The following is a 16,051-nucleotide window of genomic DNA, read 5'->3' as shown; positions in this document are numbered from 1 at the left end:
TATAGTTTAATATGTGGTAAAAATTCTCGCGATATGAGGTATGTTAAATCGTAAGCCTCCTAACATTCAAAAAATGACAACATAAAGAAGAGAGTGCTTTTAGGCACTCTCTTTTTCAATAATCTTAAAAAAAAACGGCTATAACTTAATTACTTTTACAACCTTTCTTTCTGTGCCTTGTCGTACCTCTACCATGTATACACCGGCAGGAAGTTCAGTCCCGAAAGTTAACTGTTCGTTAACCGCTATTTTAGCTTCTTTAACCAATTGCTGGGCTATATTATAAACCCTATACTGTAATGCATCGCTGCTAGGGCTTTCTGCCTGCACTTTAAACCCGGTCGTACTTGGATTTGGCCATGCAGTAACTGTTAATGCCAGCAATGATCCAAGGGCTTTGCCATTATTGGTGTTTATCGGCCACTCTTCGAAGTTTGTTGCACCCGCTTCCTGGTTCAATAAGAGTTCTGGCTTATTGCTGTTTGCCTCGCGCGAATTAAAGCTTACCAGATTACCAGATCCTTTTGCTTCCTGATTGATCAGCCTGATGGAAATGATTTTTTTGCCTAAAGCAAGCTGGCTATTGATATAAGCGGTTACATCCAGTTCGTACCAGGCACGGGCCGTATTTTTAACAATGTAGTTACCAAGCAAGGTACCACTTTCAGTTGGTTTGTTGTTCCAGGTAATGGTGCCTTCTCCCCAGGTGGTATTAGACAGTCCGTACACTGATACATTCCTTGAAGGATTTACCTCTATACGCGAAGCATACACCCTGATTTTTGCACTGTTTACTGCTGAACCCGAAAATGTGCTATAATTGAAGCGCAGGTAAGATTCTCTGAAAGCAGACCAGTTATCGCTGCTCACATCCAGGCTCTTTGAGCTTCCATTATTGGCATTTGCAAAAACGCCGTCCCGAACAAATGCATCGGCCACCGGATTAACAGTTAAGGCCTGCGGTGTGTTTACGGTAACAGTAACAGGAGAAGATGTAGCCATCCTGCCTAAATTATCTGTTGCTTTTGCAGTAAGCGTATACGTTCCTGATGAAACATTATTCCACACCATGTTATAGGGTGCCGTTGTAGATTGGCCCAATAAAGTCGAACCTTTATAGAACTCTACTTTAACAACTGTTCCAGTGGTACTCGCATTGATTGTAATATTTGAGTTTGCCGCAAATATTGCATTGTTAACCGGCGCGGTAATAGATACCGTTGGTGCGGCGCTCACACTAATATTTACAATAGCTGATATAGTTGTTCCGCCGTTATTATCGGTCGCCTTTGCCGTAAGCGCATAACTTCCCGCAGCTGGACTGGTCCAGGTATAGCTATAAGGTGCTGTTGTAGATTGCCCTAACAATGTGCTGCCCTGATAAAACTCTACTTTGGTAATTGTTCCGTCGGTATCAGCAGCATTGGCACTAATGACCACATTCGATCCTGTTGTAAATACAGCATTGTTTGCCGGTGAACTGATGGCCACCGTTGGTAAAGTATTTGCCGTAACATTTACAGCTGTTGATGTGGTTGTTCCACCATTATTGTCAGTTGCCTTTGCCGTAAGGGCATAGCTTCCCGAAGCAGGACTGGCCCAGGTAAAATTATAAGGTGCAGTAGTAGACTGACCTAAAAGTGTGCTACCTTGATAAAATTCTACTTTGCTGATCGTTCCGTCTGTATCAGCTGCATCGGCCTTTATGGTAACATTCGAATTTGCTATAAATACAGTATTGTTTGCCGGTGAGGTGATGGCCACTGTTGGTGTGGCATTTATCTTAATCCTAACCGTATCTGCAACAGCTGTACCGCCATTATTGTCGGTGACCTTTGCCGTGATGTTATAAAATCTGGGACCAGGGTTATTCCAGGTAAAGCTATATGGTGCCGTGATAGATTGACCTAACAAAGTATTGCCCTCAAAAAACTCTACTTTGCTAATCGTTCCGTCGGTATCAGCAGCATTGGCGTTTAGGACAACATTAGCACCCGCCGTATATACAGCATTGCCTGTTGGTGAACTGATGGCTACCGTTGGCAAGGTATTGATGGTAACCTTAACAGTGTCTGATATTGTTGTTCCTCCGTTATTATCGGTTGCTTTAGCGGTAAGGCTGTAATTTCCTGCTGTAGGATTATTCCAGTTAAAGCTATAAGGTGCAGCTGTAGATTCACCTAACAGCGTTGAACCCTGATAAAACTCTACTTTGCTAATTGTACCATCAATATCAGCGGCATTGGCATTGATAGTAACATTCATACCTGCTGTAAACACAGCATGGCTTGCCGGTGAGCTGATGGCTACCGTTGGTAAGGTATTGATAACCACTTTAACGGTGTCTGATACCTTTATTCCTCCATTATTATCGGTTGCTTTAGCGGTAAGGTTGTAATTTCCTATAGCTGGATTAGTCCAGGTGAAGCTATAAGGTGCAGCTGTAGATTCACCTAATAAAGTCGATCCCTGATAGAATTCTACTTTAGCAATTGTTCCGTCGGTATCAGCAGCATTTGCATCAATAACAACGTTTATACCTGCCGTAAACACCGCATGGTTTGCCGGTGAACTAATGGCCACCGTTGGCAAGGTATTGATGATCACTTTAACCGTATCTGATACCTTTACTCCTCCGTTATTATCGGTTGCTTTAGCGGTAAGGTTGTAATTTCCTACAACTGGATTAGTCCAGGTAAAATTATAAGGTGCAGTGGTTGACTGACCTAAAAGTGTGCTACCTTGATAAAACTCTACCTTAGTAACAGTTCCATCTGTATCGGCAGCATCGGCATTTATGACAACATCGCTACCCACTGTAACTACTGCATTGTTAACAGGTGAAGTAATCGATACTGTTGGCAATACATTGGCGACATCTACTGCCGGATAAACCAATTTTCTTGTACCATCAACTCCAACAGCATAAACACTTGTTGAACCGGCACCATATTGAACCGTTGTGTTTGCGTTTGCTGTGGTTGCTTCTCCAGCCCCATAAATAGCCACATCGGTAAGTACCTTTTGGTTATAGGTCTCAAAAGCTACTGCATTTGCCCATTTCGAATTATCAATCTTTAATGTGTTGGTATTAACGGTTACACCGACCGTTGCAGCTGCAGTTGTTGCCAATGGCGTACGGTTTTTAAAGGTGTTTATCGTATTTGCCGAAATATAATTTAACACCGGAGATACTGGTTTTGGATATCCTTTCGCTTGTATAGTAGCAATTAGTGCATCTATCTGCGCTTGGGTAATGGTTAACCGCTTTATAGAATAATCGTCTATATCCATATCAATTGGCAACAGGTAGCCACTTTTCACAAAGAAATCGGTCAGATCTTCCTGAACAGCATCGCAGGTGGCACTTACAAAGTTGAGTAATAACTGGCCTTCATTTAATCCTGTCTGACTGGTAGTACGCATTTTCTCTAACACATCGCCGTACCAAAAAGCCACATCTGGTTGTCCAGCCGGGGCTGCTGTACCAGTTAATCGCTGTTGCATGGTCGGCAGGTTTTTACCTGCACCGGCAAGCTGGTAATACACTTCCAGTTGCCACAAAGGCACCAATCGCACAAATACATCGCCTTGTGCCTCCATATGTTTTTTCTGTATCAAACAATTATCAAACAACGAGCCGTACCGTCCACCATATAAACTGGCAGCTCCTGCTTTAGGTGCATCATTACCTTTTTCCAGTCTTGTGGTATTTGCATAATTGGTACTAAAAAGATATTGTATCCATGCCGAGTTAACATTGTTTGTTACTTCAGTCATGCCTATCCATTTGGCTCCTGGCCTCACCTGGTTGTTATGGCCGTACTCATGGGCAATTCCCCAGGGATCTTTAAAAACTCCGGTAGCACTCGCAAGATTAGACCCACTGCCACCCACACCTATGGGATAATTTACACCTTCACCACTTGCATTCGGATTTCCATCACCAGTTATAGACCTTAAAAACATGTGGTTTTTAGGCACCCTGTTATATTTGGTTAGACCATTTAACGTAAACTCATTATGCACAATAGTATCGTAGGCTGCAACAAGTTCTTTTCCACTGGCTGCCGAATTACTGATCAGTATATTTTTGTTGAGATTTAGATTGGTATAGATTCCTTTCATATCCAACTTCGAGTACACACCATTAAGCAACATTTTTGTCCAATCATCATTGGTATCGGTTAAAGGATTGTAATATCCGTTAACCTGGCCTGTGGTAATGTTAATCTGTATAGGCTGCAGATTGATATTATCGCTAAAGTAACCGATATAAGCCAGTCCATCATGCAGCACATTGATAATGTTTACCCCTTTTTTCAGGGGATAGCTATCAGTAGTGCTGCTATAATCCAGTCCAAAATCTTTAACAACTAACTGTGGGTTTACACCATAGGTATCGCCAACAAAAACAATCGCTTTGGTATTCGCCTTAAAGGCAATTCCGGTTGGGTTTTCAACCTTGTTTAAGCCATTTATTTTTAATATACCTTCTACAGTGACCGGATTTGGATAATAATCGTAGGTCTGCACGCGGTATTTCCTGTTGTAGCTATTATTGAAAATACATTGTGCCAAAGATTTAAAAAATGGAGAAGCAATGGCATCAATATCGGTTTGCGTTATTCCAGATTTTAATGTTGTATGCAGATCATCCGCAAAAATGTTTGTGTATAAATTGCCGGCGCTGTTTTTCTGATAGAATTGCATTTCGGCACAACTGGCGAAATTATTTTTACCTGTAAGCACTTTAACCACAACCTGTGTAACATTGGTTAAAGCTGCAGGGAAACTGATCTGATACGCAGCTGAACTAAAACCCGTATCAAAATTCATTAATTTGGTTAAAGTCGTTTGTGTTGTGGTTTTATACCAGATTTCGCCCGTACCAAAAATACCATTTGAGCCGCCATCCTGCCTCGGCACATAGCTGATATAATCGATAGTAGGACTGGTGGTAAAATTATAGGTTAAACTGATCGGAAATCCGCCGCCACTATAGCTAGAATGGTATAAGGTAGCCGTGTTGTTATCGTAAGTACGCGAGATATCTTCACCGCCATTCGCTGCAGGGCTTACGCTGGCACTGGAAATGGCCAGTTTAACATCAGAATAGGCTGTAAAATCTTCTGCTATTGGATTGTCGCAATCTAAAGGCTGAACAAATGGCCCTGTTTCTGCAGAACTAAAATTGATTTCAGCACAGCTCGAAAAATTGCCTCCTGCCGCTCTGATTACAAAGCGAACGATGTAGGGTTTTACAATCGGGCTGGCCGTCATATCGATCGTTTTTACCGCATTGGTCTGGGCCCAGCTGATATTGCTCAGCTTGCTTACAAAAACCGAGGGTGCATCAGCAGAAGCATAATAAACATCTACAGTGGTCCAGATGCCATTTGGACCCGATTGCCGCGGGGTGTAATCAACTTTATTGATGCTTTTTACACCAACAAAATAAAAATCTACCGTGTCTGGCATGGCGTTTAAAGACCAGTTAGAATGGTACATGGTCGTCAGATTACCATCGAAGGCTTTTGTAATTTCACTACCACTTTGAGATGGCCGTTTTGAAGCGGCTGCGGTGATGGTGACCGGGTTTTGAGCGTTCGCAATTGCACAGAGCAATAACATAGCGAGAAAAGAGAGTAATCGTTTTTTCATTTGGTCAGGGTTTAAATTAAATAATATTGTTTTTTTTTGTTTAAGCCATCTCCTCCTATTCTGCCTATATTTTCACCAGTAATGCCTGGCTACGATCTGTTTGTTATTTCGTTATTTTCCCTTCCTCGGAAGAAAATTTACAGCGAGACCAAACCGCAGCGTATTGGCGAGCGGATTGCTTCTTTCTGCGGTGGCCAGGTAAGATAGATCAATGCTGTAGATCTGGTACCTAAAGCCTGCACCGAGGGTAAAATAACTGCCATCACCTTTTTGCGCATCCTGGTAATTATAACCTGCCCGAAACACCAACCTATCTTTAAATAACAGTTCGAGCCCGGTTGATAAACCTATTTCCCTTGCTTCTTCACTAAAGCCTCCAGGTGCATCATTAAATGACCCAAAAATACCTGCCGGAACAGACCTATCGGGGTTCTTTCCACTGATAATCTTTCCATCAGGTGAATAAATAGGCTGGGTAGGTATAAGCAATTTATTCAGATCTAAAGCCAGGGTCAGTTTACTTTCATTTCCGATGAAAGAGACTGCAGAGCCCAGTTTCAGCTCAGTAGGCAGAAAGTATTGTTCGCCAGTATCGCTGTAGCTCATTTTTGTTCCAATGTTGGAGATATTTACGCCTAATGACCAATCTGCAGGGCCTCCGAACAACATCACACCGGTTCGGTAAATCCCGGATATATCGGCGGCCAGGGCCCTTCCCGGTCCTGCTTGCCCGCCCGAACTTGTTGGTCCGGTAAACAGACTGCTGTTGATGAAACGGATACTTCCACCAAGTGCGAATTCACTTCCAAAACTCCGTGCATAGTTGATATCGGCCGCAAACTCCGTTGGGCGGGCTGTTCCCAATCCCTGTGCGTTATCGTCGGTAAGGCTAACGGCACCCAGAGAAAAATACCTCAAAGACGCCCCTATGGTATTACGTTCGTCCAGCTTACGGTAGCCGCTCAGGTAGGCAAGGTTCATGTCTGGCACCAGGTTCCTCATCCAGGGGGTATAGGTTAACCCTATTCCTGTTGACCCTTGGGGTAGGGAGGCCATCGATGCTGCATTGATAGCCGCCGAATGGGCATCAGCCTCAACCGCTACCCCAGCGTTCCCCATGCCAGCGATGCGGGCACCAGGGGTGATCCTTAAAAAGGGGGCTGCAGCGACCAGACTGTTAGATCTGCCATCATTGTTAATTTTCCCTGCCTGCTGGGCATTAGCGTTTGTAATAACTAAAGCAAGCAGGATTAAGAGGAAAAACATTCTGTTCATTGGTTTTCGGTTATGAGTTAAAATTTTAAGTTATTATGATCAAAAAACAACCATCACCACTACCGCTTACTGCATCAGCCAAAATCTCTAGATCGATATTACATTTATCTAATTACAGTATTACCTGGAAGGCATATCACAAATGAGACTGTCTGTTTCAGGCAATACTGTAATTCTTCTTGTTTCAACAGGACGATTTCTTTCAAGAAGTTATAGGCAACAAAAACTCGTTTATAGGTTTATTTGGTTAGTTGATTCACTAATAATTTACTCGTTTGTTTTTTAATAAAATGATTATAGGATGTTGGTATAGATCTTAGTTAGAGACCTTTATCAAAACTAAGTACAATTGATTTAAGTCAAATAAAAAAGACAGCACAAACGTTTGTTTGCGAACAGATTGACAGTAATGCCGAGTTTAGACGACAATAATATCACTGATCATGCTACCATATTTGCTTGAAAATTTTTAAATAAGGGTACAATGTGATCAGAAGAAGTAGAAAAACAGTAAATTATATTCAGCATAGCCCAGCTCGGGGGTTAAGTGCACAATTACCTGGCTTATTTCAGAAATAGGCCTCATTTGTAAATTTATTATTACAAAAACAGGAGATGATCGAAATAAATAGTATGGTAAAAAATAAGAGATCGATTTGATATTGGATTATTGACATTTAACATTTTAAAGCAAAATTTAAAGTAGCGGATTATACGCAAACGTTTGTGCTTTGTTTTATATAAAGATAGATGAGCTAACACATAGATTTCAACGACCTAAATAAGCTGATTACCCGGCGTGATCAACAATAAAGACTAGAAAAGGGCATCTTTTAACCATTCAGTTTACAAAACTGAACGGTTAAAAGATGCTTTAATAAGATTTAATGGAATACTACCTTTTTCTGGTCTCCTAAATAATAATATTCCCTGTGTAGATGCTCATTGCGATAGACTGCCTATCATCTGCGATAAATGAAATCCAGGTATGCAGTTCATTATCCTTTTCAAACGCTGGGATTTCAATGGTTTCCATGCCATCACTTCTCCTTGCACCACTGAGTTTAAAATAAGCCAACTGAGCTTTTACATTATAAGCCATTACCATTACCTGATCGTTTTCCCTAACCCAGTTATTGGCAGCATTATTTTGCCAGCTGAAATGAAGCCCTACATCATCTTTAACTACACTGGGGTTTTCTGCCCCCATCAAGCTTCCAAATGTTAGACATACCTTTGCACAGTTAATGTCACCATTTGCATCAAATGCGTTGAGCATATTGTACGATTTGGCTGCGTTATGCGCAGTCATCATCCGCAGTTTGGATTCGAGATTGTAGCCTACCCTGATGAAGGTAATTAAGGGTTTAAGAAAATACTGCATTCTGGTAAAACCAGACCTGCAAGCCTTTTGTTGGGCCGTTCCTTTTTTGTTTTTTGGACTGGGTTTAGGTAAACCCCTCATTACCCATTGTCCATTTAGTTGATAGCCTATTACACTACCTACTTTTCCGGTGAAACCACCGTTGATTCCTTGATTAAATATTGCCATAATTTTTTAAATTATGGGATGATTACTACCAAGATAGGAAAAGAATTTCATCAATGCACTATTTCATCAAATTTAACGGGGCGTTAAAACGCGATTAGTTCGAATGGGTCTGTCACAAGTCCGAACCAACCCCGAACTAAGTCCGTTTTAATTCAAACCTCAGTAACGGTGAATTAACTTTGAATCAGCGTTTAGTGATAAAAAAGATGCTTACAATTTGTTTCATTTTTGTTTATTGGTTGATTATTTAAGCTTAATTCTAATTTTCTGGAATAGGTTTATGAAATAACATTGGAGACGCTACGACCAGAATGGCTTTAACCACAGATGTACACAGATAAACACGGATTTCATATCTGTGTGTATCCTTTCTATCTGTGGTTAAATTATTTTGCGCTTGGGTCCTAGCGAGACGCTATAATCAGAATGGGAGACTCTTTGTCGTTAGGTTAAGGGATAAATCGCAAAAAGATGTTACCCTGAGAGATAATTTATTGTATAAATATCAATATGAATGAAGCCTATCCTTTTTTTGCCCAGCGGCTCATTCTTGCCTCGGCTCACCGCCGCCGAAAGGCTCTTTCTTTTTGGTGTCAAAAAGACCAGCGTAGCTAGCTTGAATGCCGTTGAAAAACATAAAGGTGTATGAAAAAACAAAAAACACCGGCTGAAAATTTATTCATTTTGTATTATAGTTTTCAGCTGCATTCATGAGGGCTTCGCCGTTTTCTTTCGAAGTTAGTGGGTTGGCTGTGCTGGTGGAGCCCGAAAAATTTGTTAGGCCGGATTTCAGTGGAACGGAGATGCGGTGCTGTGGCCTAGCTGGGCGGAAATGTATAGTGTCGCAAATATCTTATTAGTAAATAATTACAAAATAACGGCAATGGTAGGGTTAGATTTTTCAAATACATCGGAGTATTGATGACAGCTTTTGGCGGTTCATCATTCCCAACTTGATTGGGAACCACACAGTGCTCATGAATGCCTTTGAAGAGAAGAAAGCCTATGAATAATTGTAATGCAAGCGCTTAAAGATTAGCTTCGCTGAGCACTGCGTGGTTCCCGCTTGCGCCTATCGTGGACACATCTTTATATGTGTGGGTTTTTCGGCGTTATGCTGACCTACTTTAATAATACACAGGTTTTACCGAAGAACGCCCGTCAATCCCAAGTGGCAGGAAATCAAAAAACAGGTGCAGAATAGAACAAAATAGCACCACCAAACCTAAAACGCAGTGGTTTTGTGTTCATAAAGCTAATTTAAAGTTTTAGGAAATATTGAACACAAACCCCGAAGGGCTCAATCAGACAGAAGAAAACGGAGACAACAGCTGATTAAACGAAGTGCCGCTGTTTTTTGATGAGCGTAGGTGGTGAGGAGCCACATTGCCGGATTGACAAAGCGCTTTGGGTACTTTGGCGCTCCAAAGTACCATGCCCCGCGGCATAGAGCGGAAAAGGCTATGTTTGCTTAATTAATGTTTTTTTTGAAATAAATGCCTTTTTATAACTCGAAAGATGCTGATCCCGAACATTCGGGATCAGCATGACGACCGCCTTAATCAAATGTACTAAAAAAACATATATAGAGGTAACAAAAGATGTGTCCACACGATAGGCCTGCGCGGGAAAGACGACCACGCTGTTGGAGTCTGTCATTGATAGCGGAGTCGAAGGGCATTTATTTGCGTTTCATCAATCTCAAGAAGTCTTCGACTATGCTCTCCACAGGAGTCCTTTGGACAGACTGACGACTGCAGTGCTTAACTTAAGGCATTGAGCGAGGGGCTAAAATCGCCCTTCAAATACGATTTACGATTTATTTACAAAATTTACATTTTTATTTACAATCCAAATCACTCCATCCAAAAAATATCAAACTAGATTCGCTTAATCAATTTGAAAGGATATGAAACATATGAAAAAAACCATTTATGTGCTGATCTTACCACTGGTTGTGGTGAGCGGATTAGTATTTGCCAATCGTGAAATTAAGCCATCCCCAAAGCCCTTGTCTGCCGCTGAAATGAAAGCGCGCATGGTGGAAGACCGAAAAAAATGGGAGGCCTCTCCTGACGGGATAAAGTTCAAAGAATGGGAGCTTTCTCCTGAAGGTAAAAAGGTACATGCCAGTCATGATAAAATAAGGACGTACATAAAGGATTTCAGCAATATGGAGGCCGTGGTCACCTCTGTTACTTTTCAGCGCGCAAACGCGAAATCAGGTCCAAAATGGCTTATCGTCAGGATTGATGGCGAAGCATACATGATGCAATTCACGCTTAAGGAATTTCAGCAGTTAAATGGGCTGAAAGTTAACGACAAAATAATGGTAAAAAGCCACAGCGCTGGCTATTCGCCCAATCATCCCTATTTGATTGTATCAGGCGACTATATTGAGCAAAATAATAAGGTCCTTTTTAAACGTGATTTTAGCAAAAATAGGAGTTGCTGACAAAAAGCTCGACATTCCGCAGCTCTCCGCTAAGATTAAAAGCGCATCGAAAGATGGGCTTTTTTTGTTTGGAACTATCTATAATTAGTTTGGCCTGGGTCTTAGCGGGATGCTACAACTAGATTGAGATTTGCAAATTCACAATTATTTTAGCGAGATCTCCGTACTTTTAAGGTTTTCCAATTTCGTATAACGACTATTAAATATTGTATTACCAAAAAAAAAAATTAAATTAGTTTTTTTTAAACATTAACTCTCAAATAATTGCAGAAAGCACTTCTCAGATGGGCTGGAAGTAAAAAAAAACTTCTACCCCATCTAATCAAATATTATTCTAACTCATTTGAAAGATATTTTGAGCCATTTGTTGGCTCGGGGCAGCTCTTTTTTAACCTGCCTTTGAAGAATGCGATTCTTAGCGATATAAATGGTGATTTGATTAACATGTACAATGCATTGAAAAGAGATCATGTTCAAGTTTACCAGCACTTAAGTCACTTCTCTCAAACAAAAGAATTCTATTATACCCTTCGTGATGGAGAGCAGTTGGATAAGGATGAATTTTATTTGGCAGCAAAGTTTATCTTTTTAAATACGTATTGTTTTAATGGACTTTATCGCACTAATCTTTCCGGAAAATTTAATGTGCCATATTCTGCATCTAGTGGAAAACTAATCCATTTTGAAGAGTTAGAAAGGCTCGTTGCATATTTGCATAAAGGGGAATTTATTTTAGGAGACTTCGAAACGATAGTTTCCTCTCAATGTTCAAAGAACGACTTTGTTTATCTGGACCCACCTTATGCGGTCAGAAATAAACGAATCTTCAGCCAGTATTCGCCAGACACATTTGGCCTTAATGATCTCATAAGACTGAAGAGTTTAATTAAAGAAATAGATAATCGAGGAGCTAAATTTGTTCTTAGCTATGCTGCTTGTGAAGAATCGATGTTTTTATCACAGGATTGGCATTGCGAGACAGTGCAAACAGTTAGGAATATATCCGGATTCGCCAAACATAGAAAAACGGAACAGGAAGTATTGATCACTAATATATACCAATGATAAAAATTGCCGTTATTAGTGATATGCATTGCATGCATAGTTCTAGCGAAGAGAATAAAGGAAATGTTTCTACCTATCTGTATAGCGATGATGTGGGTAAATCAGAAACACGTCATCCCATTAAGGCTCTAAAGAATCTTATCGAGAGAGAAAAGTTGTCTGCTGACATTTTACTTTGCCCTGGAGACATTGCTAATAGAGCAGATAAACAGGGGTTACTGACAGGTTGGACACATTTAGAAAAAATCCGCGAAAGATTAGCTGCTAAATGTACTGTGGCGACCGTAGGAAACCATGATATCGAAAGTAGAAACGAAGAGATCGGGAATGTTTTTTTGGACCTACAAATACTAGATCCTGAATATCCTATACCTTCTAAATTACAAGATATAAAATACTGGTCTTCAGGATACAGTTTTGTTGAAATCGATGATATATTGGTACTTAATATTAATAGTTGTTTTTTTCAAAGTAATTCAAAGACAGCAAAAAAATCCAAGATTGACATTGTTCAGCTTGAAGCAATTGGCAATGAGCTAACCAAGCGAGACACCAAGTCATTTCTGTACAAAATCGTACTTATTCATCACCACCCTATAGCCCATTCCAATCTGGATTATGAAGATGTGGATAAGCTGGATAAAGGAGATGAACTAATTACCCTAGTCAAAAAATATGGGTTTCAATTCGTACTTCACGGTCACAAACATGATGCCCGGTTGACAGTCTTCAAATCGATTCCAATTTTCTGCGCAGGGAGCTTTTCTTCATTAATGAACGTAACTGACCTTAAAAGTGACAACACTTTTCATATGATTTATCTCTGTGAAAATGAACCCAAAGGATGTATAAAATCTTGGATATACGCTCCTCAAGAAGGCTGGGTGGTCAGGAATGACACTCGTTTTCCCTGTTTTACTGGCTTTGGGTTCAGTGGGACGATCAGTGATTTAGGTCAAAGAATCTCAACCTGGCTAGATAAAAACACCACGAATCAAATGGCCTACTATGATAGGTTGAAGACTAATTTTCCAGAATTGGATTTTCTTGGCCAAGATGAACAAAAAGATTTGTCAATAGAATTATTGAACAAATATGATCTTGAATTTAGTCCACCGTTGCCCAACATGCCAAAATTGATTATAAAACAGATAAAATGATGAAGCAGGATATTTTTGAATCTTTCAACGCAAGATACCTCTCAAATGAGGATATCGCCAAGTCTTTTATCGCCAATGCTCAATTCCAACAACTAATTGGAAACCACCATACACTTTTAATGGGGCCTAGAGGTAGTGGCAAAACGACGTTACTAAAGATGCTAACGCCATTAAGCCAGTACTATTATGCTAAACTTAATCCTCAAAAAATTGCCGAGGTTGAATTTATCGCGGTCTATGTCCCTACGGACATTCAGTGGAAAAGGCAGATTGAAATATTTGATGCAGATTCTTCATTTCCGGAAAAAATTGCCAGAAACTTCCCAAGATTTTTAGTTACAACGAACATTTTAATGTGCCTAATGACAACATTTAAACAGTTAGTAGCTATTGAATTCGATTTTACAAATAGTGAATTACAGTTAGAAAAGGAGGCTCAATTATGTACACAATTAATTGAGAGCTGGGATATAGAAAAACCAATCGCCCCTACATTTGATGCCATAAATCAAGCTTTGCTTAAAAGGTTAAAAAACGGCAACCTATTGTTAACCAAAATACGATATGAACCAAATTTCAACCTTGATCAGCTTCCTGACTATTATTATCAAGATTATTTTGACTTGATATTGCTGGGTTGTAATGATTTTGTTTCAACATTCGAAAAATTTGGAAACAAGAAGTGGGCACTATGTTTCGACGAATTAGAGATCTCTCCAGAGTGGTTACAGCAAGAACTTATACAGAAATTCCGAAGTATAGATCAACGGTTTATTTTTAAGCTAACCACTAGCCCACTCGTTTCCATCGTTGACAAGCTATCGAAAAAACCTTTGGAAATAGAAGCAAGGGAAGCAGAGGACTATCATGTTGTAAGAACATGGAATTTTAACCTTAAAGGGGAAAGAGAATGGGGAAAATTCAGCGAAAAACTTTTAGAGCAGAAATTCGATAGGTATTTCGAAAAAACCGTGAAACCGGGTGATATTTTTGGTTCTGACTCTGAAACGAGAAACCTCGCAAAATTATTAACCAGAAACCGTGTAAACGAAAGGGCTCAGCATGGAATGAGTACAAGTCCTTACGCCAAAGGAAATCACTATTATTTTCTTTTCAAAGAGCTAGCACAGATTGATGAGACATTTAGATACTTTCTGTCGCACAAAAATATTGACCCTCAGGATCCAACACCAGACTCGCCTGAACAACTTGACCAAATTTTCCGAAAGATATTACCTATAGCAATTTACCGATATTCGTTCAGAAAAGCCAATATGGGGCATCGCTCGAGAAAAAATCCAGGGTTATATTATGGATTGCCGATGATCTTTGAACTCTGCGATGGTAACCCTAGATTTTTGATTAGCTTAGTAGATTCCCTTTTATTGTCTCTGGACAGTAGCAATAATCATAAGATTGGTACTCAGCAACAGTCTCAAATCATCCAAGAATTTTCGGCAAAATATCTTGATTTACTAATATCACATCCCGATTCCAACCGCGAAATATATCCAAATAGATTTTTGAACCTAGGCACGCTTCTGAAGGAAATTGGCAACTATTTCCATAGCAAAATGTTAAGAGAGTATTTTAAGATGGATGTTTATTCTACCTTTACAGTTGATCCGGAAGTCCCTGAAAAAATTGTTGAATTAATCGAATTGGGTGTGCATCTTGGTGCACTAATTTACCTTGATCCAAAAATGGTTGTGAGTTCTGATGGATTGAGAAACAAGAAATTCAGACTTTCTTATCTGCTTCATCCAATATTTAATATTCCTATTCGTGAGTTCAAAAACGTCAAACTAAGTTTAATATTGAGAAGCGGGAAGAAAGATAAAAAAATTTCAGATCAACTTACCTTCAGTCTATAGATGAAAAGTATTAACACAAAAGAAATATCAATAGATGAGATCAAACAAATTGACTTGTTTATAGGGTCCTCAGGGTACGAGGAGCGAAGTACTCATTTAGCCTCAAAACTTGTAGAACTGACAAAAGAGAGCATCAAAGTCACCTGCAGTTTTAGCTCTGACAAGACACACAGGCAACGGATTGAAAATGATAAGATTTTTCGTAAACTTGGATTCGAACTTTATGAAGGTAATGGCGATGATGATTATTTTATGGAGCGCTTGCTGAATTCTTTAATTCAAAAGCATTTTCTTAATAAGACAAAAATCACCATTCTGATTGATTATTCATCAATGACTAGGCTCTGGTATGCTTCGCTATTAAGATGCCTGTATTTTCATAAATTCCCTATAGAAATCAAAAGTGTATTCAGCTATTCTATGGCGAAATATCAACCACCATCTAAGGTTGTAACGCATAACATCCACGTCAACCCTATCCAGGGTTTTTCAGAGTTCAGTATCCCAGACAAGCCAACAGCCCTTATAATCGGAATGGGTTATGAAAGAGAAAGAGCTTTTGGGCTCACAGAATACTTTGATGCTGAGCCATTTCTTTTTTATAACGACAACTATATAGAAAGTCAGTTCGTTAAAGATGTAGAGGAGCTCAATAAGGATCTCATAAATGCCATTCCGCCCGACAAGATCTACAAATATCATATCAAAAATCTGGAATACTTAGAAAATACCCTGTATAAACTCTGCAGTTCGTTAAATACAAAGTACAGAGTTATTATTGCTCCATGTGGACCAAAACCCTTTACATTGGTAAGTCTATTGGTCTCATTGAGATTGAATAATGTGGATGTTTGGAGGATAAGCGCCGGGAACTCAAGAAATCAAATAAAACGGATTGCCAATGGAGAATTGATTATTTATGATGTATCTATATATTGATTGACCTACTTCTATCAAATGATTTCGCGGCACGCTCATCAGACATAACAAAGTGGATTTAAATTTA

General features: G+C 39.7%; 8 protein-coding genes. 5 read left to right on the top strand and 3 right to left on the bottom strand.

The genetic code is table 11. The features are described from left to right. Positions 1 to 138 precede the first annotated feature (138 nt). The 3 genes from LQ227_RS24605 to LQ227_RS24595 form a co-directional block, all read right to left on the bottom strand. Positions 139 to 5,664, bottom strand: coding sequence for an Ig-like domain-containing protein (locus LQ227_RS24605; RefSeq protein WP_230151711.1), 5,526 nt, complete (start codon positions 5,662 to 5,664; stop codon positions 139 to 141). Positions 5,665 to 5,775: 111 nt separating this feature from the next. Continuing rightward, positions 5,776 to 6,939, bottom strand: coding sequence for a type IX secretion system outer membrane channel protein PorV (gene porV / locus LQ227_RS24600; RefSeq protein WP_230151709.1), 1,164 nt, complete (start codon positions 6,937 to 6,939; stop codon positions 5,776 to 5,778). Positions 6,940 to 7,852: 913 nt separating this feature from the next. Next, positions 7,853 to 8,491, bottom strand: coding sequence for a DUF6266 family protein (locus tag LQ227_RS24595; RefSeq protein ID WP_230151707.1), 639 nt, complete (start codon positions 8,489 to 8,491; stop codon positions 7,853 to 7,855). 1,918 nt (positions 8,492 to 10,409) lie between these two features. On the opposite strand from LQ227_RS24595, the gene LQ227_RS24590 reads away from it, so the two are divergent. The 5 genes from LQ227_RS24590 (at position 10,410) to LQ227_RS24570 (ending at position 15,984) form a co-directional block, all read left to right on the top strand. Beyond that, positions 10,410 to 10,946 (top strand): hypothetical protein, encoded by a 537-nt coding sequence (locus LQ227_RS24590; RefSeq protein ID WP_230151705.1) that lies wholly within the window; start codon positions 10,410 to 10,412, stop codon positions 10,944 to 10,946. A gap of 264 nt (positions 10,947 to 11,210) precedes the next feature. Beyond that, complete coding sequence (locus LQ227_RS24585) at positions 11,211 to 12,011, top strand: Dam family site-specific DNA-(adenine-N6)-methyltransferase (protein WP_230151702.1); 801 nt, start codon at positions 11,211 to 11,213, stop codon at positions 12,009 to 12,011. Continuing rightward, complete coding sequence (locus LQ227_RS24580) at positions 12,008 to 13,171, top strand: metallophosphoesterase (RefSeq protein ID WP_230151700.1); 1,164 nt, start codon at positions 12,008 to 12,010, stop codon at positions 13,169 to 13,171. Before LQ227_RS24585 ends, LQ227_RS24580 begins: the two co-directional genes overlap by 4 nt. Beyond that, entirely contained in the window at positions 13,168 to 15,045 is a 1,878-nt protein-coding gene (locus LQ227_RS24575) for a hypothetical protein (RefSeq protein ID WP_230151697.1), read from the top strand. The genes LQ227_RS24580 and LQ227_RS24575 overlap by 4 nt, the downstream gene beginning before the upstream one ends. Beyond that, positions 15,046 to 15,984 carry a hypothetical protein gene (locus LQ227_RS24570; protein WP_230151695.1) on the top strand — a complete coding sequence of 313 codons (939 nt, stop codon included), beginning with the start codon at positions 15,046 to 15,048 and terminating at the stop codon, positions 15,982 to 15,984. The last annotated feature ends 67 nt before the right edge of the window (positions 15,985 to 16,051 follow it).

The organism is Pedobacter sp. Bi27, from assembly GCF_918698255.1.
Lineage (GTDB): Bacteria > Bacteroidota > Bacteroidia > Sphingobacteriales > Sphingobacteriaceae > Pedobacter.
Note: the sequence above shows the minus strand (reverse complement) of the source record. Positions and strands in the feature narration are given on the sequence as shown.

Coding starts and splice junctions, on each gene's coding strand:
- LQ227_RS24605 (WP_230151711.1), bottom strand. CDS start 5,664: ATGAAAAAACGATTACTCTCTTTTCTCGCTATGTTATTGCTCTGTGCA.
- porV (WP_230151709.1), bottom strand. CDS start 6,939: ATGAACAGAATGTTTTTCCTCTTAATCCTGCTTGCTTTAGTTATTACA.
- LQ227_RS24595 (WP_230151707.1), bottom strand. CDS start 8,491: ATGGCAATATTTAATCAAGGAATCAACGGTGGTTTCACCGGAAAAGTA.
- LQ227_RS24590 (WP_230151705.1), top strand. CDS start 10,410: ATGAAAAAAACCATTTATGTGCTGATCTTACCACTGGTTGTGGTGAGC.
- LQ227_RS24580 (WP_230151700.1), top strand. CDS start 12,008: ATGATAAAAATTGCCGTTATTAGTGATATGCATTGCATGCATAGTTCT.
- LQ227_RS24575 (WP_230151697.1), top strand. CDS start 13,168: ATGATGAAGCAGGATATTTTTGAATCTTTCAACGCAAGATACCTCTCA.
- LQ227_RS24570 (WP_230151695.1), top strand. CDS start 15,046: ATGAAAAGTATTAACACAAAAGAAATATCAATAGATGAGATCAAACAA.